Origin of the sequence: Geodermatophilus normandii (assembly GCF_003182485.1) — a bacterium.
Taxonomy (GTDB): Bacteria; Actinomycetota; Actinomycetes; order Mycobacteriales; family Geodermatophilaceae; genus Geodermatophilus; species Geodermatophilus normandii.
Genome location: NZ_QGTX01000001.1, coordinates 728,275 through 750,308 on the forward strand (window position 1 = coordinate 728,275; position 22,034 = coordinate 750,308).

Below are 22,034 nucleotides of genomic sequence, written 5' to 3' on the forward strand. Positions count from 1 at the left end.
CCCCGCGCGGGCGAGGCCCTGCGCCCGGCGGGTCCCCAGCGGCCCGAGCGGGACGGTGACCGCCACCCGCACGTCGACGACCGCACCGTCGCCCACCGTGCACCCGGTGAGGACGGCGCCGTTGGCCTCGGCGACCTGGGCGGCGGCCGAGCAGGCGGCCGGGTCCCCGACGGCGGCCCGCCCGGCGGCGGCGAGGGCGGCGAGATCGGCGGCGGACCCGGCGCGGTGGCGGGCGACCGCCGCCGCGCCGACCAGGACCGCCGCCAGCCCGACGACCGCCAGCACCCCGGCCAGGGCCACCGTCCAGACCGTCGCCGACCCGCGCTCGCCGCCCTCCCCGCGCCACCTCATCCCGGGGCCACCCCCGGCTCCAGGCGCGCGACGGCGCTCGCCCCGACCCCGACCGCCGGCCCGACGCCCAGCGGCGGCACCCGCGCGCTGACGGTGACCCGCACCTCCCCACCCGCGACGACGACCGCGGTCACCGCTCCCTCGGGAGCGGCCCGCGCCGCCAGCGCCTGCACCTGCGCGGCGACCTCGCCGCGCGCGGCCGCGCGGGCGCCCTCCCGGGCCGCGTCGACGCAGCGCAGGTGGGCGCCGACCACCACGACGGCGGAGACCACCGCGGCGAGCACGAGGAGCAGCACCGGCAGCACGACGGCGGTCTCTGCGGTGACCATCCCCGCCTCCCGCCGGTCACCGCCGGGCCGGCGGGTGGTCAGGACAGGACCCCGAGCGCGGAGTCCACCAGGTCGCCCAGTGCCGTGACGACCGAGCCGCCGGTCACCACCCGGTAGAGGACCGCGGCGAAGGCGCACGCCGCCACGGTCCCGACGGCGTACTCCGCGGTGCTCATGCCCGCCTCGGCCGTGGCGAGGACCCTCGCCCACCGGCTCCTCAGCCGGCCGGGTCCCCCAGCGGACGCGTCACCGGCGGCGGAGTCCTCGGCAGGCGGTTGGTCGGCGGTCGGGTGGTCGGCGGTCGGGTGGTCGGTGGTCGGGTGGTCGGTGGTCGGGTGGTCGGTGGTCACGGGGCCTCCTCGGGTCGTCGGCCCCGGACGCGGGGCGCCCCTGCGACCCTCGTCGCCGCCGGCCGGCGGAGCGGCGGCCGCGGGCGGGCTGTGGACGACGGGCGCCCTGTGGACGGCGCAGCGCCGGCTGTCGGCTCCTCCGCTTCAGATGGGCGCCTCGAATGCCGTATCTGCCACGAGGTGGCGCGACCGCATCACCGCAGACGGCGGGAGGAGGACCCGTGGCTCAGCCCGACCGCCCCGAGGGCCGGCCGCTCGTGCTCGCCGGCTACGCCGTCGCCTTCGCCGCCGCCGCGGTCCTGTTCGGGTTCGACCGGACGCTGGGCGTCGTCGCCGGCGCCCTCAACGTGGTGTTCGGCATCTACTTCTGCCGGCACCTCGCCTTCGCCGTCGCCGCTGCCCGCTGGGCCGAACGCGACCTGCTCGCCGCTGACGTCGGCCTGGACACCTACACGCCGCCGGTCGCGGTGCTGGTGGGCTGCAAGAACGAGGAGCTCGTCGTCGACGGGATGGTCTCGGCGCTGCTCGCGCTGGACTACCCGGCCGACCGGCTCACCCTGGTCGTCGTCGACGACGGCTCGGACGACGCGACCGGTCCGAAGCTCGACGCCTGGGCGGCGCAGGAGCCGCGGCTGCGCGTGCTGCACCGGGCCCCGGGTGCCGGCGGGGGCAAGTCCGGGGCGCTCAACGAGGCCCTCGGCCTGGTGGACGCCGAGATCGTGCTCGTCTTCGACGCCGACCACGAGCCGGAGCCGTCGTCGCTGCGCCGGCTGGTCCGGCACTTCCGCGACCCGGTGGTCGGCGCGGTCATGGGCCGGTGCGTCATCCGCAACGGCAAGGACTCGACGATGGCCGGAACGGTCTTCGTCGACTACCTCTCCGGCTACCTCGTCAACGAGTACGGCCGGCAGGCGCTGTTCGAGCTGCCCGCCTACGGCGGCGCCAACTGCGCGGTCCGCATGAGCACGCTGCGGGCGCTCGGCGGCTGGAACCCCGAGACCGTCACCGAGGACACCGACCTGACCCTGCGCGTGCTCATGGCGGGGCAGCGGGTGCGCTACGACGTCTCGGCGATCGACTTCGAGGAGGCGGTGGTCAGCGCCCAGCGGTTCTGGAAGCAGCGCTACCGCTGGGCCCGCGGCCACCAGAAGTGCCTGCGCGACTACTGGTGGCCGCTCATGCGCACGCCGTACCTCTCCCCGGTGGAGAAGGTCGAGACGTCGCTGTTCCTCGCCGTCTACCACGTGCCGATGCTGTCCGGCCTCGGGCTGCTGCTGACCGTCCTGCGCGCCTTCGGCGTCGGGGACCTGCCGGTGATCGGGTTGCTCCCGCTGTCGATGCTGCTGTTCATCGGCCCGCTGGCCGAGCTGTGCGTCGGGCTGCTGGTCGGCCGGGTCGAGCGCCGCTCGGCCTGGCGGCTGCTCGGCTTCCTGCCCGCGTTCGCCCTGTCGATCTGGATCACCTCCCGCGCCTACGTCGACGGGATGCTCGGGCGCCCCTACAGCTGGGTGAAGACGACGCGGTCGGGCGCCACCTCGACCGTGCGGCCGGCCGCGCACGTCCCGGTCGCCGCCCCCGTGACCGCCGTTCCCGCGACCGCTCCCGCCGGCACGCGGCCGCGGTCGTTCGCCGTCCCGTCCGCGGAGGAACGGTGACCGCCGCAGGCCTCGCGCTGCCCCCGGCCCGGCGGCGGCCGTTGCGCGGGTCCACGCGGCGGCTGCTGCCGGTCCTGCTCGACCTCGCGGTCGCCGCGGCGATCTGCGTGCTGGGCTTCCGCTACCTGTCCGGCCCGCTCCAGGTGCTGGAGGCGGCCTGGGTCGCCCGGGTGCTCGGCTGGCTCGCGCCGGGGCAGGCGTCGGGCGTGCTGCCGCAGCACGTCCTGGTCTTCCGCGACGACGGCGGGATCATCGACGCGGTCGTCACGGCGTCGTGCTCCTCGGTGCTGTCGGTCCTCGGGCTGACCGCGCTGACCGCCGTCGTCCTGCGCAGCCGCAAGTTGCACGCCGTCGGCGGCCTGGTCGTGGCCGTCGGTGCCCTGCTGGTCCTCAACCACGGCCGGCTGCTGCTCTCGGCCTGGGCGGGGCTGCAGTGGGGCGAGGGCGCCCTCGTCCTCTTCCACGACTGGGTCGGCACGGTGTGGAACCTGGTCGCCACCCTGGGGGGCTTCCTGCTGATGGTCTGGATCACGCTGCCGGCGCTCGAGCGGGCCGAGCAGGACGTCGCGGGCCGGCACACCGCGCGGCGCCCCGACAGCTGGGCCCGCCCCGGCCTGGGCTACCGCGCTCCCGAGGGCGAGGAGGACCGGGGACGCCGGCGGCGCACCACCGTGACCGGGCTGCTGCACCGCCACGTCCTCCCGCGCCGGCTCTCGGGCCGGCTGGCCGCCCGCCGCGAGGCGGCCCGCGTGGACTACCGGCTCGGTCACCTGCCCCCGGACCACCGGGCCGACCGCATCCGCGAGCTGGCCGCCGACGGGCTGGGCGCGCACAGCGCCTCGCTCGTCGCCGTGGCCACCTACGAGACCGACGCCGCCGTCCTCGACTGCCTCGCCGAGTGCGTCGCCGCCCGGCAGTGGGAGCCGGTCACCGACGCCCGCGTCTCCGCGCTGCGCCTGTGGGCCCGCGGCTGGCTGCTCGCCCGGCCCGCCGTCGACCGGGAGGAGGCCGCCCGGACGGCGACCGCGACACAGCCGACGGTCCCGGTCGCCCGGATCCCGGTCCCGCCGACCGCGCCCCGCTCGGCAGCGCCCGCACCCGCCGCACCCCTGCCGACCGCGGCCACTCCGCGCCCCGCCACGTTCGCCCGTCCGCCCGACTCGGAGACGCCCCGGTGACCTCGACCCTGCACCCCGCACCCGCTCCCCCGTCCGCGGGACGCCACGCCGACACCGACGGCGCCGGCCGCGGAGCCGTGCTCGTCACCGGCGCAGGGGGCCCGGCCGGCGTGGCGGTCATCCGCCGCCTGGTGGCCCTCGGGCACCACGTCGTCGGCGTCGACGCCGACTGGTCGGCCGCCGGCTGCGCCCTGGCCACGGTCGGCGCGATCGTCCCGCGCGCGGACCACGTGCGCTTCGTCGACGCGCTCGTCTCCCTGGCGACGGCGTACGGCGTCGACGCGCTGATCGGCACGGTCGCCGAGGAGCTGCCCGCCCTGGCCGCCGGGGCCGCACAGCTGGCCGAGGCCGGCGTCGCCACCTGGCTGCCGCCGGCGGACAGCGTCGAGGTGTGCTGCGACAAGGCCGCCTTCGCCCGGACGCTGCGCGACGCCGGGGTCCCGCACCCGGCGACCACCGGGACCGCCGCCGGGCTGGCCGCCGTGCCCGGCCCCTGGGTGGTCAAGCCGCGCGCCGGCCGCGGGAGCCGCGGGGTGCGCCTGCTCGACAGCCGGGCCGCGGTCGCCGAGGCCCTGAACGACGACGCCTCGCTCATCGCGCAGACCCGGCTGCAGGGACGCGAGTTCACCGCCGACAGCCTGGTCGGCCGCGACGGGGGCCTGCTCACCGTCGTGCCGCGCTGGCGCGACGACACGAGGGCGGGGATCTCGGTCAAGGGCACCACCTTCGACTCCCCCGCCGTCACCGACGTGGTCGCGGCGGCTCTCGAGGCGGTGCGGCTGACCGGCCCGGCGAACGTGCAGGGCTTCGTCGCCGACGACGGCCGGGCGACCGTCGTGGAGATCAACCCGCGCTTCTCCGGCGGGCTGCCGCTGACGCTGGCCGCGGGCGCCGACGTCGTCAGCGCCTACCTGACCGGCATCCGGGACCCGCGGGCCGCGCTGCCGCACCTGTGGTTCACCCCCGGCGTCCGCATGAGCCGCTACTTCGCCGAGACCTACACCGGACCGGACGGCGCGCCGGTGGCCGACCCCTCCGCCGCACGGGCGGTGTCCGCGTGAGCCGCAGCCGGCACGTCCTCGTCCCCTTCGGCACCCGGCCGGAGGTGGTCAAGCTCGCGCCCGTCGTGGCGGCCCTGACCGCCGCCGGGCACCGGGTCGACGTCGTCGACACCGGGCAGCACACCGACCCGGCGCTCTCCACGCGGCTGCAGGAGACCCTCGGCCTGGCGCCCACCTGGCGCTTCTCCCTCCCGACCGGCGACCCCGCGGCCCGGCACGGCGCCCTGCACGCCGACGCCGCGCGGGCGGTGGCCCGCTCGCGGCCGGACGTCGTGCTGGCCCTCGGTGACACGAACACCGTGCCCGCCTACGCCCTGGCCGCGCGGGGCGCCGGCGTGCCCTTCGCGCACCTCGAGGCCGGGCTGCGCAGCCTCAACCCGCGCAGCGTCGAGGAGGTCAACCGGCGGGTGGCCGCGGCCGTGGCCGCCCTGCACCTCGCCCCGACCCGGCGGGCCGCGGCGTTCCTCGCCGCCGAGGGCGTCCCCGCCGAGCGGGTGTTCGTCGTCGGCAACCCGGTGGTGGACACGCTCGTGGCCCGCGGCGTCCGGCCGGTGCCGGTGGCGCAGCGGCGCGGCGTCCTGGTGACCGCCCACCGCCCCACCAACGTCGACGACCCGGTGCGGCTCAAGCGGCTGGTGGGCGTGGTCCGCGCGCTGGCCGACCAGGTCGGGCCGGTGACCTTCCCGGTGCACCCGCGGACCGCGGCCCGCCTCGCGGCCACCGGCCTCGACGCCGAGCTCGAGCACCCGGCGATCACGCGCAGCGGACCGGTCGACTATGACACCCTGCTGGCCGCGCTAGCCTCCGCCCGGCTGGCGGTCACCGACTCCGGCGGCATCCAGGAGGAGGCCGCCTACCTCGGGGTCCCCGTGGTCGTGTTGCGCGGCTCGACGCCGCGGTGGGAGGGCGTCGAGGCCGGCACCACGACCCTGGCCGGCCTGGCCGACGACTCCGCCGCCGACGCCGTCCTGGCCGCCGCCGCGGCGCACACCGGCGCCGAGGGCCAGGCCCGCGCCGCCGGGCTGCCCTGTCCCTACGGCGACGGCACGACCGGGCCGCAGGTCGCCGCCGTCCTCGCCGACGAGGCGACCGACGCGCTGCTGGCCCTCGACGAGCCCGACTTCACCGACGGCCGGCTCCCGTGGTGAGCGCCGCGCCCTCCTGGGACGGCCCGCCGCCCCTGGCCGTGGTCGTCGACCTCGACGACACGCTGTACCCGCAGGCCGCCCACCTCGCCGCGGCGGCGGCCGACGTCGGTGCCGCCGCCGCGGCGGCCGGCCTGGACGGTCCCGCGGTGCGCGCGGCGCTGGCCGCGGAGCTCGCGGCCGGGTCCGACACCGGCGGCACGATCGACCGCGCGCTGCTCGCCGCCGGCGTGCCGGCCGCCGACCTCCCCCGCTGCGTGCCCCCGCTGGTCGCCGCGTTCACCGCCTGCGCGCCCGACCGGCTCGCGCCCCATCCCGGCGTGCCGGAGGCCCTCGCGACGCTGGCCGCCGCGGTCCCCGTGGGGTGCCTGACCGACGGCAACCCGGTCATCCAGCAGGCGAAGCTCGCCGCGACCGGGCTGGGACCGCTGCTGCGCGAGGTCCTGGTCACCGACGCGCTCGGCGGGCGGGCGGCGCGCAAGCCCGCGCCCGCGGGACTGCTCGTCCTCGCCGCCCGGCTCGGCGTCCCCGCCGACCGGGTGCTGGTGATCGGGGACCGCCCGGGCAAGGACGTCGCCGTCGCGGCCGCGGTGGGCGCCCGGGCGATCCGCGTCCGGCAGGGCGAGTACGCGGCGGCGCCGGACGTCCCGGCGCCGTGGGCGACGACCGCCACGTTCCCCGAGGCCGCCGCGCTGGCCCTGGCCCTCGTGGGCGCCGCCGTCCCCGTGGCCGGCTGAGCGCACCCGTTCCCCCGCCGGGGTGATCCCCCCGGCGGCCACCTGCAGCCGCCCGCCCGGCCCTCCGATGGCCCTTCGGCGGGGCGGCGTGCGCCCCGGTCCGGAGGGGGGTGCACATGACAGGCAGGACGCGGCGGCGCAGGACGCCGCTCGGTGCCCGGCTGGCGGTGGTCGCCGGGATCGCGCTGTCCGTGGTGCTGCTGACACCCGGCCCGGCCAGCGCCCACTACGGCTGGATCCGACCGCTGGTCACCTGCGTGACCCCCGTCCAGGACGGCTCGTGGACGGCGGTCTTCGGCTACACGAACACGACGTCGGCGACGGTCACGGTCGGCCGGGGCAGCCTCAACGACATGACGCCCGACCGGTTCGACGGCGAGCAGGTCACCCGCTTCTCACCGGGGACCCGCCAGGGCGTCTTCTCCGTGCAGGTGCCGGCGTCGATCACGACCGTGCAGTGGCAGGTCCACGGCGTGTACGGCATCGCCCGGCGGGACGGCGGCACCCGCTGCCCGGCCTCGACCGAGCTGCCGGCCGACGGCAACGGCATGGGCGTGGTCATGGCCCTCGCCGCCGCCGGCGCCGTGGGCGGCACGTCGGTGTACGTCTCGCGGCGGCGCCGCGACCGCGGGACCCCGGTCCCGGCCGCGGACTGACCGGTCGTGCACGACCGGATCTCCCCCTCCGGGGGGAGGTCCGGTCGCCGCACTGGAGGACGCCGTGAACGGCGCCGATGGACAGGTGCCGGGCGGGGAGACCGCCCCGGACGAGGAGAGGACGGCGGCCGTGGACGGCGCGACGACGAGGACCCCCGGACGCAACGTCCTGGCCATCGGGGCGCACCCCGACGACGTCGAGCTCGGCTGCGGCGCGGCGCTGATCGCGCACGTGGCCGCCGGCGACACGGTGACCGTCCTGGTCGTGACCGGCGGCGAGAACGGCCCCGGCGACGACCGCCAGGTGGCCGGCCGGCGCGCCGAGCAGCAGCGGGCAGCGGAACTGATCGGCGCCCGGCTGGTGTGGGGCGGCCTGCGCGACTGCGAGGTCGTGGCCGACTCGGCCACCGTCCGCCGCATCGAGGCCGTGCTGCAGGACACCGCCGCCGACCTCGTCTACGTGCACGCCCCCGACGACAGCCACCAGGACCACCGCGCCATCGCTGCCGCCACCCTCGGCGCGGCCCGGCGCCTGCCGCGGGTCCTGCACTACCAGAGCCCCTCGACGCTGACCTTCACGCCGAGCGTCTTCGTCGACGTCACCGCCTTCCTGGCCGGCAAGCTCGACGCCCTCGCCGCGCACGCGTCGCAGGTGGAGCGCTCGGCCATGGTGGAGCCGGACGCCGTCGTCGCCTCCGCCCGGCACTGGGGGGCGCAGGCGCGGATCGGCTACGCCGAGGCCTTCCAGCCCACCCGCATGGTGCTCGACCTCGCGCCCGCCGCCCGGCCGGTGCCCGCCTCGGTCCCGGCCGCGTGGTCGCTGGTGCCGGCGCACACCGCGTCGATGCCGGCCCGCGGCCGCTGACCCCCTTCGGCACACGGGTCGTCACCTGAACACCTGACCTGCGATGCCGATGATCATCGGCGCGATCCCGAGGCACACGAAGGCCGGCAGGAAGCACAGCCCCAGCGGTGCCAGCACCCACACCCCCGCCCGCCGCACGCCCGCCTCGGCGCGGCTGCGGGCCGCCGCACGCGCCTCCGCGGCCAGGGTCCGCAGAGCCGGTGCCGCCGCCGCGCCCGACTCCCCCGCCCGCACCAGGACCCGGCCCAGCCCGGCGAGCTCCGGCGGTGCGTCGTGCCAGGCCGTCCGGGGCGCCGCGCCGAGCCGGAGCCGACCGGCGACGGCGGCCAGTGCGTCCCCCAGCGGCCCGGGCAGCGCGGTGGCGACGGCGGCTAGCGCCCCGCCCACCGTCAGCCCGGCTGCGAGACACACCCCCAGCAGGTCGCAGGCGACCGGCAGCTCCTCGGCCGGGAGCGCACCGGCGGGCCCGCTGCCGGGCACCCGCCGCAGCCACCGGTCGGCCAGCACCCCCACCACCGCCCCGAGCGCCACGCCGGTCCCGCCGCCGACCAGCAGCGCCACGGCCAGGCCGGCGAGGACCGGCAGCACCGGGCGCCGGCCCCGCGCGGCCGGCCGGGTCCTCCGCACCGTCGGCGGCAGGCCCACCGCGCGCAGCCGGGCGCTCCGGCCGGCACCGGGGGACGGCCAGGCGACCAGCGCAGCGGCGACGGCCAGCAGCGCGGCGACCGAGGTCATCGCAGCGCCCGGCGGACCAGCCGGGCCGACCAGGCCAGACCGGCCGCCTCCAGGGCCACCCCGGCGACGAGCAGGACCTGGCCGACGGGAGTCGTGGTGAGCACGGTCCACGGACGGGCACCGATGCCGCCGCCCATGGCGAGCGCCAGCAGCGGCAGGCCCGCCAGAAGGGCGGCGCTCGCCCGCGGCCCGGCGGTCACCGAGCCCAGCTCCTCCCGCTGACGCCTCCGGGCGCGCAGGTCGTCCTCCACCGCGCCGGCCACGGCGGCGAGGGAGCACCCCGTGCGGTTGCTCAGCCGCACGGCCGCCGCGAGCCGCTCGTGGGCCCGCCCCAGCTCGGCCGCAGCCGCCGAGGGGACCGCCTTGGACGGGACGCCCTCCGGAGCCCGCAGGGCGCGCGCGAGGCCGCGGGCCGCGCCGGCGTCGGGGACGACCGCCACGGCCGACGCCGTGGCCGCCGCCAGCGTCCGGCCGCTGCGGAGCTCGGCGGCCAGCGCGGCCAGGGCGTCGGCGAGGACGTCCAGCGACTGCTCCTCCCGGGCGCGCTCGCGCTGCCGGAGCACGGCGCGGGCCGCGACCGCGGCGAGCACGGCCGCGAGGACGGCCACCAGCGGTGGACCGGCCAGCGCGCCGGCGGCCAGCCCCGCGGTGCCCGCCGTGAGGGGCCAGGCGGCCGGGGCGACGGCCGCGGACCACCCGGCGGCTCCCCGGGCTCCGCCGACGAGCCGCCGCAGCCGCGCCCGCCGCCGCGCCGCACCACCCGGCCAGGCGAGCAGCGCGAGGGCGCCGACCACCAGGGCCGCGGTCACGCCGCTCCCCCGTCGAGCAGGTCGGCCAGCCGGGCCGCACCCGGGCACGGGCCGCCGTCGGCGCGCCAGCCGGCGTCGACGGCGACGAGGTCGCCGTCGCGGCGCACCACGCCGATCTCGGCCACCTCCCGCCCGCCCGGACCGCGCCGGAGGTGGACGACGACGGCGAGGGCGGCCGCGGCCTGGCTGTGCACGGCCCGCCGGTCCAGGCCCGCCGCCACACCGAGCGCCTCCAGGCGGGCCGGCACCTCCGCCGGCCGGTTGGCGTGCAGCGTGCCGCAGCCGCCGTCGTGCCCGGTGTTGAGCGCGGCCAGCAGGTCGGTGACCTCCGCGCCGCGCACCTCTCCGACGACCAGGCGGTCGGGCCGCATGCGCAGCGCCTGGCGCACCAGGTCGCGCAGGGTCACCTGACCGGCGCCCTCCACGTTCGGCGGCCGGGTGAGCAGCCGGACGACGTGCGGGTGCGCCGGGGTCAGCTCCGGGGCGTCCTCGCACAGGACCACCCGCTCGCCCGGCGGCACCTCTCCCAGCAGCGCCGAGAGCAGCGTCGTCTTGCCCGACCCGGTGCCGCCGGTGACCAGGAAGGCCAGCCGCCGGCGCACGACCGCCCGCAGCAGGGTGTCGGACTCCCCCGGCAGCGTGCCGCGCGCGGCGAGGCCGGCCAGGTCCAGCGTGCACCGGCGCAGCACCCGCAGCGACAGGCAGGTGCCGCTCCCAGACACCGGCGGCAGCACCGCGTGCAGCCGGGTGCCGTCGGGAAGGCCGGCGTCGACCCACGGCGCGGCGTCGTCGAGCCGGCGGCCGGCGCTGGCGGCCAGCCGCACCGCCAGCCGGCGGACGGCCTCTTCGTCGGGGAAGCGCACCTCCACGGGCTCCAGACCGCTCCCCCGGTCCACCCACACCTCGCCGGGGCCGTTGACCAGCACGTCCGTGACACCGGGCGTTCGCAGCAGCGGCTCCAGCGGCCCGGCGCCTGCCAGCTCGGCCACCGCGTCGCGCACCGCGTCGAGGACGTCGGTCTCGCCGAGCAGACCTGCCTCCTCCCGCACGAGCGCCGCGACCGCCGCCCGGCTCGGCGGCCCAGGCTCCAGCGCCAGCCGGGCGCGTACCCGCTCGACCAGCGGCAGGCCGCTCACGCCGCGCGCCCCGGCCGCGCGAGCTCCCCGAGCAGCAGGCGGGTGAGCGCACCCAGCGGGCTGCGCGGCGCCACGTGGGGCGGCTCCCCGCGCTCGCCGCGGGACGGCGCGCCGCGGTCGTGTCCCAGCTCGGCGAGCACCGGGGAACCCGTCACGGCCGCGACCTCCGCGGCCGACAGGCCGCCCGGCACGGAGCGCAGGACGACCCGGGCCGCCGACCAGGGCCCCCTGGCGACCAGCGACCGCGCGGCCGAGGCGGCCCGCAGCCGGGCCGGCACGACGAGCACGGCGAGGTCGGCCTCGGCCAGCACCGCCTCGGCCACGGCGTCGGGGCCGGTCCCCCGCGGGAGGTCGACGACCACGGGCAGGCCGCAGCCGCGCGCGGCCTCGACCACGGCGGCGAGCGCCTCGGCCGGCACCGGCGCCGGATCGTCGCGGGCGGCGGCGAGGACGTGCACGCCGGCGGCCTCGGGCAGGGCCGCCAGGAGCGCGTCGCCCGCCGGCCTGCCGCGCACCCCTGCCAGCGCGGGCCAGCGCAGGCCCTCGGCGTCCTCGGCGCCGAGGAGCAGGTCCAGCCCGCCGCCCCACGGATCGGCGTCGACCAGCAGGACGCCGTCGCCGCGGGCCGCGGTGGCGACGGCGAGTGCGGTGGCCAGCGTGCTCGCGCCCGCTCCCCCGCACGCGCCCCCGACCACCGCGAGCCAGCCGCGGTCCACCGGCGAGCGCACCGCATCACCGGCCCGGGCGGCCAGCCACGCCTCGTCGTCGGGCAGGACGGCGACCCGCTCGGCCCGAGCTCGACCGCCGCCGCCCACGCCGGTGCCGGCAGCGCGCCCGCCGCGACGACGACCACGCCCGGGCGCCGGGGCAGCGCGCGGACGGCCGGGGCGGCGAGGACGTCGGCGCCCAGCAGCACCAGCCCGGCCTCGCGGTGCGCGCGGCGCAGCGCCGGACCGCCGGTGGCGACCTCGGCCTCGGTGCCGGCGGCGGCGAGGACGCGCAGGACGTCGTCGAGCAGGTCCTCGTCGGTGCTGACGACCAGCGGGCGGGAGGGCGGGGGACGGGACGCGGGTGCACGCGCCGAGCGCAGCGCACCGCGGGGACGCCCGGCCGGCGCGGCGCTGACCTGTGGACGACCCGTACGGGTGTGGACGGCGCGCGGGTGCCCGTCACCCCCCTCGCGTGCCCTTACAGTCGTGAGCTGTGACCCGCGCCGCGGCGTTCTTCGACCTGGACAAGACGGTCATCGCCAAGTCCAGCACCCTGGCCTTCGGCCGCCCCTTCTTCGCGGGCGGGCTGATCAACCGCCGCGCCGTGCTCAAGGGCGCCTACGCCCAGTTCGTCTTCTCCCTGGCCGGTGCCGACGCCACGCAGATGGAGCGGATGCGGGCGCAGATCACCGACATGGCGACCGGGTGGGACGTCGCGACGGTGCACGAGATCGTCTCGGAGACGCTGCACGAGGTCGTCGACCCGCTGGTCTACGCCGAGGCCGCCGACCTCATCGAGTTCCACCGGGCCGCCGGGCGGGAGATCGTCATCGTCTCCAGCAGCGGGGCGGAGATGGTCGAGCCGATCGGCGAGATGCTCGGTGCCGACCGGGTGGTGGCCACCCGCATGGTGACCGCCGAGGGCCACTACACCGGCGAGATCGCGTTCTACGCCTACGGGGAGAACAAGGCCGAGGCGATGCGGCAGGTGGCCGCCGACAGCGGCTACGACCTGGCCGACTGCTACGCCTACAGCGACTCGGTCACCGACCTGCCGATGCTCTCGGCGGTCGGGCACCCGACGGCGGTCAACCCCGACCGGGCGCTGCGCAAGGTGGCCGCCGAGCGCGGCTGGCCGGTGCTGGAGTTCACCCGGCCGGTGTCGATGCGCTCGCGCTTCGCCGTGCCGCCGGCCCCCGTGGTCACCGGCGCCGCGATGGGCGTGGGCGCGGCGGTGGCCGGGCTGGCCTGGTACGCCCGGCGGCGGGCGCTGCGGGCGGTGGCCGCCGCGGCCGCCACCGCGGCCCCGGTGGCGGTCCCGGCCGGCCGGTGGCGGCACCGGGGCGCCTGAGCCCCCGGCCGCAGCCCTGCGGCTCAGACCCCCAGCCGCTCGCGCACGCCGTCGAGCCGCTCCCGCACGCCGTCGGCCAGCGTGCGCACGGCCGACACCGGCGTGAACGCCCGCGCCGCCGAGGTCAGCGCCTGCTGCTCGTCGGGCCGCAGGTCGATGTCGCCGGCCGCGGCGTTGGCCTCCATCTGCTCCACGCCGGAGGCACCGGGGATCACCACCACCTGCGGCAGCGAGACGAGCCAGGCCAGCGCGATCGCGCCCGGCCGGACGCCGTGGGCGTCGGCGACCTCGCGCAGGACGTCGAGCAGCGGCCGGACCCGGCGCAGGTTCTCCGTGCCGAACAGCGGGTTGGCCGCGCGCACCCCGCCGGGCCGGTTGCCGACGTCGTAGCGCCCGCCGAGCAGCCCCTGCGCCAGCGGGCTGTAGGCGATGACGATCCGCCCCTCGCGCTCGGCGAAGGGCACCAGGTCCTCGAGCGCCCCGGGCCGGGCGAGGGAGAACTGCACCTGGTTGCTCAGCACGGGCCGGCCCAGCGCGGCGTCGGCCGCGCGCCAGCGGGCCAGCGAGTAGTTCGAGACACCGGCGGCGCCGATGCGGTCCTCGTCGAGCAGCTGCCGCAGGCCCGGCATGATCACGCTGTCGGGGACCACCGGGTTGGGCTGGTGCACCTGGTAGAGCGGGATCCTCCGCAGCCCGAGCCGCCGGGCGCTGCCCTCCAGCCGGGAGCGGACCACCGGCGGGAACGGCGCCACCGGGAAGACCTTCGAGGCGACGACGACCTCGGTGCGCTCCTCGCCCAGCGCCTCGCCGAGGATCCGCTCGCTGCGGCCGAACCCGTAGACCTCCGCGGTGTCGAACAGCGTCACGCCGAGGTCGCGGGCGCGGCGGACGATGTCGCGCGCGGCGCCCTCGGCGTAGCCCTCGCCGTAGCCCCACTCCCGGGAGCCGAACTGCCAGGTGCCCAGCCCGATCCGGCTGACCCGGCCGATCCCGTCGACGTCGAGGTAGCGCATCACCCCACTCTCCCCCGCACCCCCCCGGAGCGCAGGACGGGCCGGTCAGCCGCGCAGGATCGCCTCGGCGATCGCCAGGCCCTCCCGGGCGCCGAGCTCGGTGGCGCGGCAGCAGTGCACCAGCCACGCCGCGACGCCGTCGGGGCCGCCCGAGGCGTAGCCCGCCAGCCGCTCCCGGTAGGCGTCGACACCGAGCTCGGCGAAGCCGACCTCGGGCACCGAGACGGCCTTGGGGTCCAGCCCGCGGCCGATGGTCGTCAGCCGGCCGGCGGCGCGGGCGACGACGCCGTCGGCGGTGCCGAAGGGCGCCAGCGCCGCGAGCTCCCCGTGCACCAGGCCGGCCACCAGGACCGCCGGGACCGTCGACGTGCCGGTCACCACCTGGAACAGGCCGTTCAGCCGCGGCCCGGCGTGCGGTCCGGGCCGGCCGAGGTCGGCCCGGTCGGCGACGTCGGCGGCGGCGAGCACGTGCAGCCGGGCCAGCACCTGCCCCGGGGCCCTCGCCCACGTGTCGACCATCGCGCCCAGCCCCACCGAGACCCGCAGCGACCCCTGCACCACCGGGTCGTCCACCGAGCCGGCCCGCAGGTCGGCCAGCGGGACGTCGACGCCGTCGAGCGCGGCCGACGCGCGGGCGCCCCGCAGCGCCGACTCGCTGCTGACCTCGGCCGACCGGTTGCGCATGAGCCGGTGCGCCAGCAGCCGGTCGATGCCGGAGCGGGCGGCCTCGGCGGCGTCGCGGACGCCCGGCAGGTCGAGCAGCGGCGCCAGCGGGTCGGGCCCCGCCGACGCGGCGGGACGGGCGGCACCGGGGCGGGCGGCACCAGGACGGACGGGGATGCTCACCCCTGCGACGGTACGAGCACCGGCTCGGGCACCCGCCGTCGCCTGTCCTACGCTCGGCGACCACCATGGCCCGCCCGCTCACCCTCCTCCTCGTCCGCCACGGCCAGAGCGAGTGGAACGCCGCCGGGCTCATGCAGGGCCAGACGGCGCACGTCCCGCTCACCGCCCTGGGGCACGAGCAGGCCGCCGCCGCGGCGCGCGCGCTGGTCCCGCTCCGGCCCGGGGCGGTGCTGTCGTCGGACCTGCTGCGGGCGGTGCAGACCGCCGAGCACTGCGCCGCCACCACCGGACTGCCGTTCACCACGACGCCGGCGCTGCGCGAGCAGGGCTACGGGGTGCTGGAGGGCCGGCCCTCGCGCGAGCTGTGGGACGTCGTCGACTGGACCGATCCGCACTGGGCGGCCGAGGGCGGCGAGAGCCTGTCCGCCCTGCACGCCCGGGTCGCGGCTCTCCTGGCGCGGCTGCGGGAGGACCCGCCGGCCGACGTCGTCGCGCTGGTCACCCACGGCGACACCATCCGCGCCGCGCAGGCGGTGGCGGCCGGGCTGGGCCCGGCGGAGATGCCGGCGGTGACGCCGCACAACGGCACGGTCACCCCGCTGGAGCTCACCGCGGCGGTCGCCCGGTGAGCAGGGTGCTGGTGCTGGGCGGCTCCCGGTCGGGCAAGTCCGCGCACGCCGAGTCGCTGGTCGCCGGCCGGGCCGACGTCGTCTACCTGGCAACGTCCGCGGCCGCGCCGGGGGACGCCGAGTGGTCCCGCCGCGTCGCCGCCCACCGCGCCCGCCGGCCGGCCGCGTGGACGACGCTCGAGACGACGGCGCCCAGCGAGCTGCTGCGCGGCGGGACCGTGCTCGTCGACAGCGTGACCACCTGGGTCGCCGCGCTCATGGACGAGACCGGCGTGTGGACCGGCGAGCCCGGCTCCTCCGACCGGCTGGCCGGGCGGGTCGACGCGCTGGTCAACGCCTGGGCGATGACCCCGGCGCACGTGGTCGCGGTCAGCGACGAGGTGGGGCTGGGCGTGGTGCCGGAGTCCCGGTCGGGCCGGCTGTTCCGCGACACCCTCGGCGAGGTCAACCAGCGGCTGGCCGGGACCGCCGACGAGGTCTGGTTCGTCGTCGCCGGACTGCCCCAGCGGCTGCGGTGAGCGACCGGCGCTCGTGGTGGGCCGGCCCGCTGGAGTCGGTCGCGCTGCTCACCGCGGTCCGCGTGCCCGCCGCCGGGACGACGTCGACGCGCGGCGTGCTGCCGTGGGCGCCGCTGGTCGGGCTGGCGCTGGGCGGGGTGGCGGCCGGCACCGGCGTCCTCGGCGCGCACCTGGTGTCCCCGCTGACCGGTTCGGTCGGTGCCCTGGCCGTCCTCGCGGCGCTCACCCGCGCGCTGCACCTCGACGGGCTCGCCGACACCGCCGACGGCCTGGGGCCGCTGCGCGGCCGGGAGCGGGCGCTGCAGGTGATGCACCAGGGCGACGTCGGCCCGTTCGGGGTGGTGACGCTCGTCCTCACGCTGCTGCTGCAGGCGTCGGCGGGCGCGGCGCTGCTGGCCGGCGATGGCGGCTGGCCGGCGCTGTGGACCGCGGTGGTGGTCGCGCGGCTGTCGATGGCCCGCACGGGGCTGCCCGGGACGCCGACGGCGGAGGGCTCGTCGCTGGGGCGGGCGGTGGCCGGCACCGTGTCGCGGCCGTGGCTGGCCGGGTGGACGGCGCTCACCGCGGCGCTGGCGGCGACCACCGCCTGGCTGAGCACCGGTCCGGCCGCGGCGGCGGTCCTGGTCGGGGCCGCGGCGGCGGGGCTGCTGGCGGCCGAGGCCGTGCGGGCCCGCGCGTCGGCGCGCCTCGGCGGGGTCACCGGGGACGTGATGGGGGCGATGGGCGAGGCGGCGGCGACCGTCGTCCTGCTGGTCGCCGCCGCCTGCGCCGGGATCGTCTAGCGGCGGACCGCCGACCACGCGACCCCGCTGCAGGGACCCGCCTCGAACTGGCGAGGGGGGCAGCGGGGTCCTCGCCTCAGCGGCGGCCGGTCAGCGAGCCGAGCAGCCGGCCCAGCCCGCCGGAGGCGGCGGTCGTCGGCGCACCGCGGCCCATGCGCCGGGTCGGGGTGCCGGCCGACATGCGGGTCCGGCCCGTGCCGGCCGCCATGCCGCGTCCGCTCATGCCCCGTCCGCCCATGCCGCGGCCCATGCCGCGTCCAGTCGTGGCACGTCCTGCGGCGGCGCGGCCTCCGGCGGCGCCCCGACGAGCCGTGGTCTCAGCAGTTCCGAGGAGTCGGTTCAGGATGCCCATGGACGTGGGGTACCCACCCGGCCGGGCCCACGCCCCGGGGACGCGGCCGGACGGCGCGCCGTCACGCAGGACACCCTCGTGATCACGCGGGCGCACCGGACTGCGCCGGGGTCTCGCCGCCCTCCAGGTCACCCTCCGTGTCGAGGTAGGCCTGCTGGAGCTCGGCCAGCAGCGCCGGGTCCGGCTCGGCCCACATGCCCCGGTCGACGGCCTCGAGTAGCCGCTCGGCGATGCCGTGCAGCGCCCACGGGTTGGACCGCTCCATGAACTCCCGGTTCTCCGGGTCGAGCACGTAGGTCTGGGTGAGCTTCTCGTACATCCAGTCGGCCACGACGCCGGTCGTGGCGTCGTAGCCGAACAGGTAGTCGACGGTCGCCGCCAGCTCGAAGGCGCCCTTGTAGCCGTGCCGGCGCATCGCCGAGAGCCACTTGGGGTTGACCACCCGCGCCCGGAAGACGCGCGAGGTCTCCTCGGTCAGCGACCGGGTGCGCACCTGCTCGGGCCGGGTGGAGTCACCGATGTAGGCACGCGGCGCGGAGCCGGTCAGCGCGCGGACCGTCGCCACCATCCCGCCGTGGTACTGGAAGTAGTCGTCGGAGTCGGCGATGTCGTGCTCGCGGGTGTCGACGTTCTTCGCCGCCACCGCGATCCGCCGGTAGGCCGACTCCATGTCGGGCCGGGCCTGCACGCCGTCGAGGTCGCGGCCGTAGGCGTAGCCGCCCCAAACCGCGTACACCTCGGCCAGGTCGGCGTCGCCGCGCCAGTTCCGCGAGTCGATCAGCGACAGCAGGCCCGCGCCGTAGGCCCCGGGCTTGGAGCCGAACACCCGGGTCGTCGCCCGCCGGCGGTCGCCGTGGGAGGCGACATCGGCGTCCACGTGCGCCCTCACGAAGTTCTGCGACGCCGGCTCGTCGAGTCCCGCCACCAGCGTCACCGCGTCGTCGAGCATGGTCACCACGTGCGGGAAGGCGTCCCGGAAGAAGCCGGAGATGCGCACCGTGACGTCGATCCGCGGCCGGCCGAGCTCCTCGAGGGGCACCGGCTCCAGCGACGTCACCCGCCGCGAGGCGTCGTCCCACACCGGCCGGACCCCGAGCAGGGCGAGCACCTCCGCGACGTCGTCACCGGAGGTGCGCATCGCCGAGGTCCCCCACACCGACAGGCCGACGGACGGCGGGTACTCCCCCGTGTCGGCCAGGTAGCGCTCGACCAGCGACTCGGCCATCGCCTGCCCGGTCTCCCACGCCAGCCGCGACGGGACCGCCCGCGGGTCGACCGAGTAGAAGTTGCGCCCGGTCGGCAGCACGTTGACCAGCCCGCGCAGCGGCGAGCCCGACGGACCGGCGGGCACGTAGCCGCCGTCGAGGGCGTGCAGCGTGGCGTCGAGCTCGTCGGTGGTGCGCTCCAGCCGGGGCACCACCTCGTCGACGGCGAACCGCAGCACGTCGGCCACGCCCGCGTCCTCGCGCCCGAGCACCTCCCGCACGACCGGGCCGACGGCGCCGGTCGTCCAGCCGGCCTCCTCCATGCCCGCCACCAGCGCGAGAGCCTGCGCCTCGACGGCGTCGGTGGCCTTCAGCCCCGCGGAGCCGTCCTCGGTCAGGCCGAGCGCCTCCCGGAGGCCCGGCAGCGCCACCGACCCGCCCCAGATCTGCCGCGCCCGCAGCATCGCCAGCACCAGGTCGACCCGGTCGGAGCCCGACGGCGGCGTCCCCAGCACGTGCAGGCCGTCGCGGATCTGCGAGTCCTTGATCTCGCACAGCCAGCCGTCGACGTGGAGGATCATCTCGTCGAAGTGGTCGTCCTCCGGCCGCTCGGCCAGCCCGAGGTCGGAGTCGAGCTTCGCCGCCTGCAGCAGCGTCCAGATCTGCGCCCGCACCGCCGGCAGCTTCGCCGGGTCCATCGCGGCCACGTTGGCGTGCTCGTCGAGCAGCTGCTCCAGCCGCGCGATGTCGCCGTAGGAGTCGGCGCGCGCCATCGGCGGGACCATGTGGTCCACCAGCGTGGCGTGCGCCCGGCGCTTGGCCTGCGAGCCCTCGCCCGGGTCGTTGACCAGGAAGGGGTAGACCAGCGGCAGGTCGCCGATCGCGGCGTCCGGGCCGCAGGAGGCCGACAGTCCCACCGTCTTGCCCGGCAGCCACTCGAGGTTGCCGTGCTTGCCGACGTGCACCAGCGCGTGCGCGCCGAACTCCGACCGGAGCCACCAGTAGGCGGCCAGGTAGTGGTGCGAGGGCGGCAGGTCGGGGTCGTGGTAGATCGCGATCGGGTTCTCGCCGAAGCCGCGCGGCGGCTGCACCATCACGACGACGTTGCCGGCCCGCAGCGCGGCGAACACGACGTCGTCCCCGTCCACGAACAGCGACCCGGGCGCCTCGCCCCAGTGCTCGGTCATCGCCGCGCGGAGGTCGGCCGGCAGCGTGTCGAAGAACCGCCGGTACTCCGCGGCCGGGATGCGCACCGGGTTGCCCGACAGCTGCTCCTCGGTCAGCCAGTCGGCGTCCTGCCCGCCGGCGGCGATGAGCGCGTGGACCAGTGCGTCGCCGTCGAGGTCGGCCAGGCCGGGCAGCGCGTCGGGCCCGTCGAACGGGCCGACGTCGTAGCCCTGCCCCTGCATCGCGGCCAGCAGCCGCACCACCGACGCCGGGGTGTCCAGGCCGACGGCGTTGCCGATCCGCGCGTGCTTGGTCGGGTAGGCGCTCAGCATCACCACGACGCGGCGCTCGGCGGGCGGGGTGGACCGCAGCCGGGCGTGGGCCACCGCGGTCCCGGCCACCCGCGCGGCCCGCTCGGGGTCGGCGACGTACTGCGTCAGGCCGTCGTCGTCGGTCTCCTTGAAGGAGAACGGCACGCTGATCAGCCGGCCGTCGAACTCCGGGATCGCCACCTGGTTGCCGACGTCGAGCGGGGAGAGGCCGTCGTCGTCGGCCAGCCAGTCCGCGCGCGACCGGGTCAGGCACAGCCCCTGGACCACCGGCACGTCGAGCGCGGCGAGCCGGCCGACGTCCCAGGCGCCGTCGTCGCCCCCGGCCGACGCGGTGGCCGGCCGGGAGCCGCCGGCGGCGAGCACGGTGACGACGAGGGCGTCGGCGGTGCGCAGCACGTCGAGGAGCTCGTCGGACACCGAGCGCAGGGAGCTCACGAACACCGGCAGCGCCTGCCCGCCGGCGTCCTCGACCGCGCGGCACAGCGACTCGACGAAGGCGGTGTTCCCGGCCAGGTGGTGCGCCCGGTAGTAGAGGACGGCGACCCGCGGGCCGGCGGCCGTCCGCGCGGCCCGCTCCACGACGCCCCACTCCGGCGCCACCGACGGGGGCTCGAACCCCTCACCCGTGAGCAGCACCGTGTCGGAGAGGAAGCGGTGCAGCTGGACGAGGTTGTCCGGGCCGCCCTGCGCGAGGTAGCCGTGCGCCTCGGTGGCCACGCCCATCGGGACGGTGGACAGCTCCATGAGCTCGGCGTCGGGCACCTGCTCACCGCCCAGGACGACGACCGGCGCCGGTCCGGCGAGCAGGGGAGCGAGCATCTCCTCGTACTGCCGCCGCACACCGAGGATCCGGACGACGACGAGCCGGGCGCCGTCGGTCAGGGCCGCGATGCCGTCGTCGCCGAGCCGGACGGGGTTGCCCAGCCGCCAGTCGGCGCCGCTGGCGCGGGCGGAGAGGAGGTCGGTGTCGCTGGTGGAGAGCAGGACGAACACGCGGGCAGACGCTACCCGCCGGGACCGGGCCGGCCCGGTCAGCCGGCGGAGGCCCGGGGGCCGTCGCCGGACACCTGTCCCAGGCGGGTCAGGACCGCCGAGCGCAGCCGGAGGTACTGCTCGGCGCCGTATCGGGGCAGGCCCTCGGGACGGGCGACGACCCGGGGCGCCTGCACCACCTCGGTGGGCGCGAACTGGTCGAGGGTGAGGTCGACCTCCCGGCCGTCCGGCAGCCGGTTCCACCAGTGCACGCCCTGCCGCGACCCGTCGGGCAGCAGCACCTCCGCGAGCAGCAGGTCCCCGCCGTAGAGGTCGTGCAGGACCAGCGCGGTCGGGCCGCACTGGCCGCGCGCCGGGTTCGCCGGCGTCCAGTCGGTGACGTCACCGGGGTCGCAGGTCTCCCGGCACCAGGAGGCGCGGAGAGCGGCGGTCACCTCGTCGAGCGTCGGCACGGGCAGCAGCCTGCCAGCACGGGACGACGGGTCACCGCAGCAGCAGCCGCTCGACCGCGCCGGGCAGCCAGTCGGCGTAGCGCTGCGGGGTCCAGCCGCACCCGCGGATCAGCCGTGACTGCGTCTGCGGGGAGAAGACGGACCAGACGACGTCGACGGCGGACTCCGGGTCGAGGTCGGCGCGCAGGTCGTCGGCGAAGGCGCGCACGAGCAGGGTCATGTCGGCACGCCGCCGTCGCTCGTACTCGGCGTAGGGGGCGGCGACCTCGGGATCGGCCGCGGCCGCGGCCGCGAAGGCGTCCTGCATCGCCAGGGTGCCCGCCGCGCTCTCCGACGCCAGCCGGTGCAGGGCGGCCAGCCGGGTGGACCGGTCGGCCGCCGCGAGCAGGTCGGCGAACGGGCCGAGCTCCCGCACGGCGCGGTCGTCGTCGGTGCCCACCAGCGCCCGGTCGACGCAGGCGAGCAGCAGCGCGGCCTTCCCGCCCTGGGCGAAGACGGTGGGGACCGAGACGCCGGCCGCCTCGGCGACCTCCCGCATGGTCGTCGCCGCGTAGCCCCGCTCGAGGAAGCAGCGGGTGGCCGCCTCCAGCACCTGGACGCGGGTGCGGCGGGCCTGCTCCTGGCGCAGATCGGAGCGGTAGACCCTCTTGCCCTCGGTCACCGGTTCACCATACCGT

At 78.0% G+C, this 22,034-nt stretch carries 23 protein-coding genes and 2 pseudogenes; 11 read left to right on the plus strand and 14 right to left on the minus strand.

What is annotated here, in order from left to right; genetic code table 11:
* Positions 1-9 precede the first annotated feature (9 nt).
* The 3 genes and pseudogenes from JD79_RS24455 to JD79_RS22940 all read right to left on the minus strand — a co-directional run.
* Positions 10-351, minus strand: a pseudogene (locus JD79_RS24455) (Rv3654c family TadE-like protein); the annotation flags it as partial.
* The gene (locus JD79_RS03665; RefSeq protein ID WP_110004428.1) at positions 348-680 is read right to left on the minus strand and encodes a TadE family type IV pilus minor pilin; all 333 of its coding nucleotides are present in this window, start codon (positions 678-680) and stop codon (positions 348-350) included. The pseudogene JD79_RS24455 and the gene JD79_RS03665, both read right to left, overlap by 4 nt.
* 38 nt (positions 681-718) lie before the next feature.
* Positions 719-1,030, minus strand: a complete 312-nt coding sequence (locus tag JD79_RS22940) for a DUF4244 domain-containing protein (protein ID WP_211307851.1) — start codon at positions 1,028-1,030, stop codon at positions 719-721.
* A 221-nt stretch (positions 1,031-1,251) separates the two neighbouring features.
* Between JD79_RS22940 and JD79_RS03675 the strand changes: the two genes are divergently transcribed.
* The 7 genes from JD79_RS03675 (at position 1,252) to JD79_RS03705 (ending at position 8,327) form a co-directional block, all read left to right on the plus strand.
* Complete coding sequence (locus JD79_RS03675) at positions 1,252-2,685, plus strand: glycosyltransferase family 2 protein (RefSeq protein ID WP_245899634.1); 1,434 nt, start codon at positions 1,252-1,254, stop codon at positions 2,683-2,685.
* A complete protein-coding gene (locus tag JD79_RS03680; RefSeq protein WP_110004431.1) occupies positions 2,682-3,863 on the plus strand; it encodes an exosortase/archaeosortase family protein in 1,182 nt (393 codons plus the stop codon). The genes JD79_RS03675 and JD79_RS03680 overlap by 4 nt, the downstream gene beginning before the upstream one ends.
* The gene (locus JD79_RS03685) at positions 3,860-4,924 is read left to right on the plus strand and encodes an ATP-grasp domain-containing protein (RefSeq protein WP_170149100.1); all 1,065 of its coding nucleotides are present in this window, start codon (positions 3,860-3,862) and stop codon (positions 4,922-4,924) included. Before JD79_RS03680 ends, JD79_RS03685 begins: the two co-directional genes overlap by 4 nt.
* Positions 4,921-6,072, plus strand: a complete 1,152-nt coding sequence (wecB, locus tag JD79_RS03690; protein ID WP_110004432.1) for a non-hydrolyzing UDP-N-acetylglucosamine 2-epimerase — start codon at positions 4,921-4,923, stop codon at positions 6,070-6,072. The genes JD79_RS03685 and wecB overlap by 4 nt, the downstream gene beginning before the upstream one ends.
* Positions 6,069-6,806, plus strand: a complete 738-nt coding sequence (locus JD79_RS03695; RefSeq protein ID WP_110007394.1) for an HAD family hydrolase — start codon at positions 6,069-6,071, stop codon at positions 6,804-6,806. The genes wecB and JD79_RS03695 overlap by 4 nt, the downstream gene beginning before the upstream one ends.
* Positions 6,807-6,922: 116 nt before the next feature.
* The gene (locus tag JD79_RS03700) at positions 6,923-7,462 is read left to right on the plus strand and encodes a hypothetical protein (protein ID WP_146220380.1); all 540 of its coding nucleotides are present in this window, start codon (positions 6,923-6,925) and stop codon (positions 7,460-7,462) included.
* Between the two features lie 64 nt (positions 7,463-7,526).
* Positions 7,527-8,327, plus strand: coding sequence for a PIG-L deacetylase family protein (locus tag JD79_RS03705; RefSeq protein WP_245899636.1), 801 nt, complete (start codon positions 7,527-7,529; stop codon positions 8,325-8,327).
* 21 nt (positions 8,328-8,348) lie between these two features.
* Here the strand turns inward: JD79_RS03705 and JD79_RS03710 are convergent, their stop codons facing one another.
* From JD79_RS03710 to JD79_RS24620, 5 genes and pseudogenes are all read right to left on the minus strand, one after another.
* Positions 8,349-9,062, minus strand: a complete 714-nt coding sequence (locus tag JD79_RS03710; RefSeq protein ID WP_110004434.1) for a type II secretion system F family protein — start codon at positions 9,060-9,062, stop codon at positions 8,349-8,351.
* On the minus strand, positions 9,059-9,871 hold the full coding sequence (locus JD79_RS03715) for a type II secretion system F family protein (RefSeq protein ID WP_110004435.1): 813 nt from the start codon (positions 9,869-9,871) through the stop codon (positions 9,059-9,061). Before JD79_RS03715 ends, JD79_RS03710 begins: the two co-directional genes overlap by 4 nt.
* The gene (locus tag JD79_RS03720) at positions 9,868-11,007 is read right to left on the minus strand and encodes a TadA family conjugal transfer-associated ATPase (RefSeq protein WP_110004436.1); all 1,140 of its coding nucleotides are present in this window, start codon (positions 11,005-11,007) and stop codon (positions 9,868-9,870) included. The genes JD79_RS03715 and JD79_RS03720 overlap by 4 nt, the downstream gene beginning before the upstream one ends.
* The gene (gene ssd, locus JD79_RS03725; RefSeq protein ID WP_245899638.1) at positions 11,004-11,822 is read right to left on the minus strand and encodes a septum site-determining protein Ssd; all 819 of its coding nucleotides are present in this window, start codon (positions 11,820-11,822) and stop codon (positions 11,004-11,006) included. Before ssd ends, JD79_RS03720 begins: the two co-directional genes overlap by 4 nt.
* A 35-nt stretch (positions 11,823-11,857) precedes the next feature.
* Positions 11,858-12,097 (minus strand): annotated as a pseudogene (locus tag JD79_RS24620) (septum site-determining protein Ssd); the annotation flags it as partial.
* 113 nt (positions 12,098-12,210) lie between these two features.
* On the opposite strand from JD79_RS24620, the gene JD79_RS03730 reads away from it, so the two are divergent.
* Positions 12,211-13,068 (plus strand): HAD family hydrolase, encoded by an 858-nt coding sequence (locus tag JD79_RS03730; RefSeq protein ID WP_110004437.1) that lies wholly within the window; start codon positions 12,211-12,213, stop codon positions 13,066-13,068.
* 23 nt (positions 13,069-13,091) lie between these two features.
* On the opposite strand, the gene JD79_RS03735 is transcribed toward JD79_RS03730, so the two are convergent.
* Together JD79_RS03735 and JD79_RS03740 are read right to left on the minus strand one after the other, a co-directional pair.
* The gene (locus tag JD79_RS03735) at positions 13,092-14,081 is read right to left on the minus strand and encodes an aldo/keto reductase (protein WP_110007396.1); all 990 of its coding nucleotides are present in this window, start codon (positions 14,079-14,081) and stop codon (positions 13,092-13,094) included.
* A gap of 45 nt (positions 14,082-14,126) precedes the next feature.
* On the minus strand, positions 14,127-14,927 hold the full coding sequence (locus JD79_RS03740) for a Fic family protein (protein WP_110004438.1): 801 nt from the start codon (positions 14,925-14,927) through the stop codon (positions 14,127-14,129).
* A gap of 65 nt (positions 14,928-14,992) precedes the next feature.
* Here JD79_RS03740 and JD79_RS03745 point away from each other — a divergent pair, with 65 nt between their 5' ends.
* From JD79_RS03745 to JD79_RS03755, 3 genes are read left to right on the plus strand one after another with little or no spacing between them, the layout of a single operon-like run.
* On the plus strand, positions 14,993-15,556 hold the full coding sequence (locus tag JD79_RS03745; RefSeq protein WP_110004439.1) for a histidine phosphatase family protein: 564 nt from the start codon (positions 14,993-14,995) through the stop codon (positions 15,554-15,556).
* Positions 15,553-16,074 carry a bifunctional adenosylcobinamide kinase/adenosylcobinamide-phosphate guanylyltransferase gene (cobU, locus tag JD79_RS03750; RefSeq protein WP_110004440.1) on the plus strand — a complete coding sequence of 174 codons (522 nt, stop codon included), beginning with the start codon at positions 15,553-15,555 and terminating at the stop codon, positions 16,072-16,074. Before JD79_RS03745 ends, cobU begins: the two co-directional genes overlap by 4 nt.
* Positions 16,071-16,856, plus strand: coding sequence for an adenosylcobinamide-GDP ribazoletransferase (locus JD79_RS03755; RefSeq protein WP_110004441.1), 786 nt, complete (start codon positions 16,071-16,073; stop codon positions 16,854-16,856). The genes cobU and JD79_RS03755 overlap by 4 nt, the downstream gene beginning before the upstream one ends.
* Before the next feature lie 76 nt (positions 16,857-16,932).
* Here the strand turns inward: JD79_RS03755 and JD79_RS23350 are convergent, their stop codons facing one another.
* The 4 genes from JD79_RS23350 to JD79_RS03775 form a co-directional block, all read right to left on the minus strand.
* Positions 16,933-17,079, minus strand: a complete 147-nt coding sequence (locus JD79_RS23350) for a hypothetical protein (protein WP_245899639.1) — start codon at positions 17,077-17,079, stop codon at positions 16,933-16,935.
* A gap of 211 nt (positions 17,080-17,290) precedes the next feature.
* On the minus strand, positions 17,291-20,905 hold the full coding sequence (cobN, locus tag JD79_RS03765) for a cobaltochelatase subunit CobN (protein WP_110004442.1): 3,615 nt from the start codon (positions 20,903-20,905) through the stop codon (positions 17,291-17,293).
* 38 nt (positions 20,906-20,943) lie between these two features.
* The gene (locus JD79_RS03770) at positions 20,944-21,357 is read right to left on the minus strand and encodes a YunG family protein (protein WP_211307852.1); all 414 of its coding nucleotides are present in this window, start codon (positions 21,355-21,357) and stop codon (positions 20,944-20,946) included.
* A 31-nt stretch (positions 21,358-21,388) separates the two neighbouring features.
* Positions 21,389-22,018 (minus strand): TetR/AcrR family transcriptional regulator, encoded by a 630-nt coding sequence (locus JD79_RS03775; protein WP_170149101.1) that lies wholly within the window; start codon positions 22,016-22,018, stop codon positions 21,389-21,391.
* Positions 22,019-22,034 lie beyond the last annotated feature (16 nt).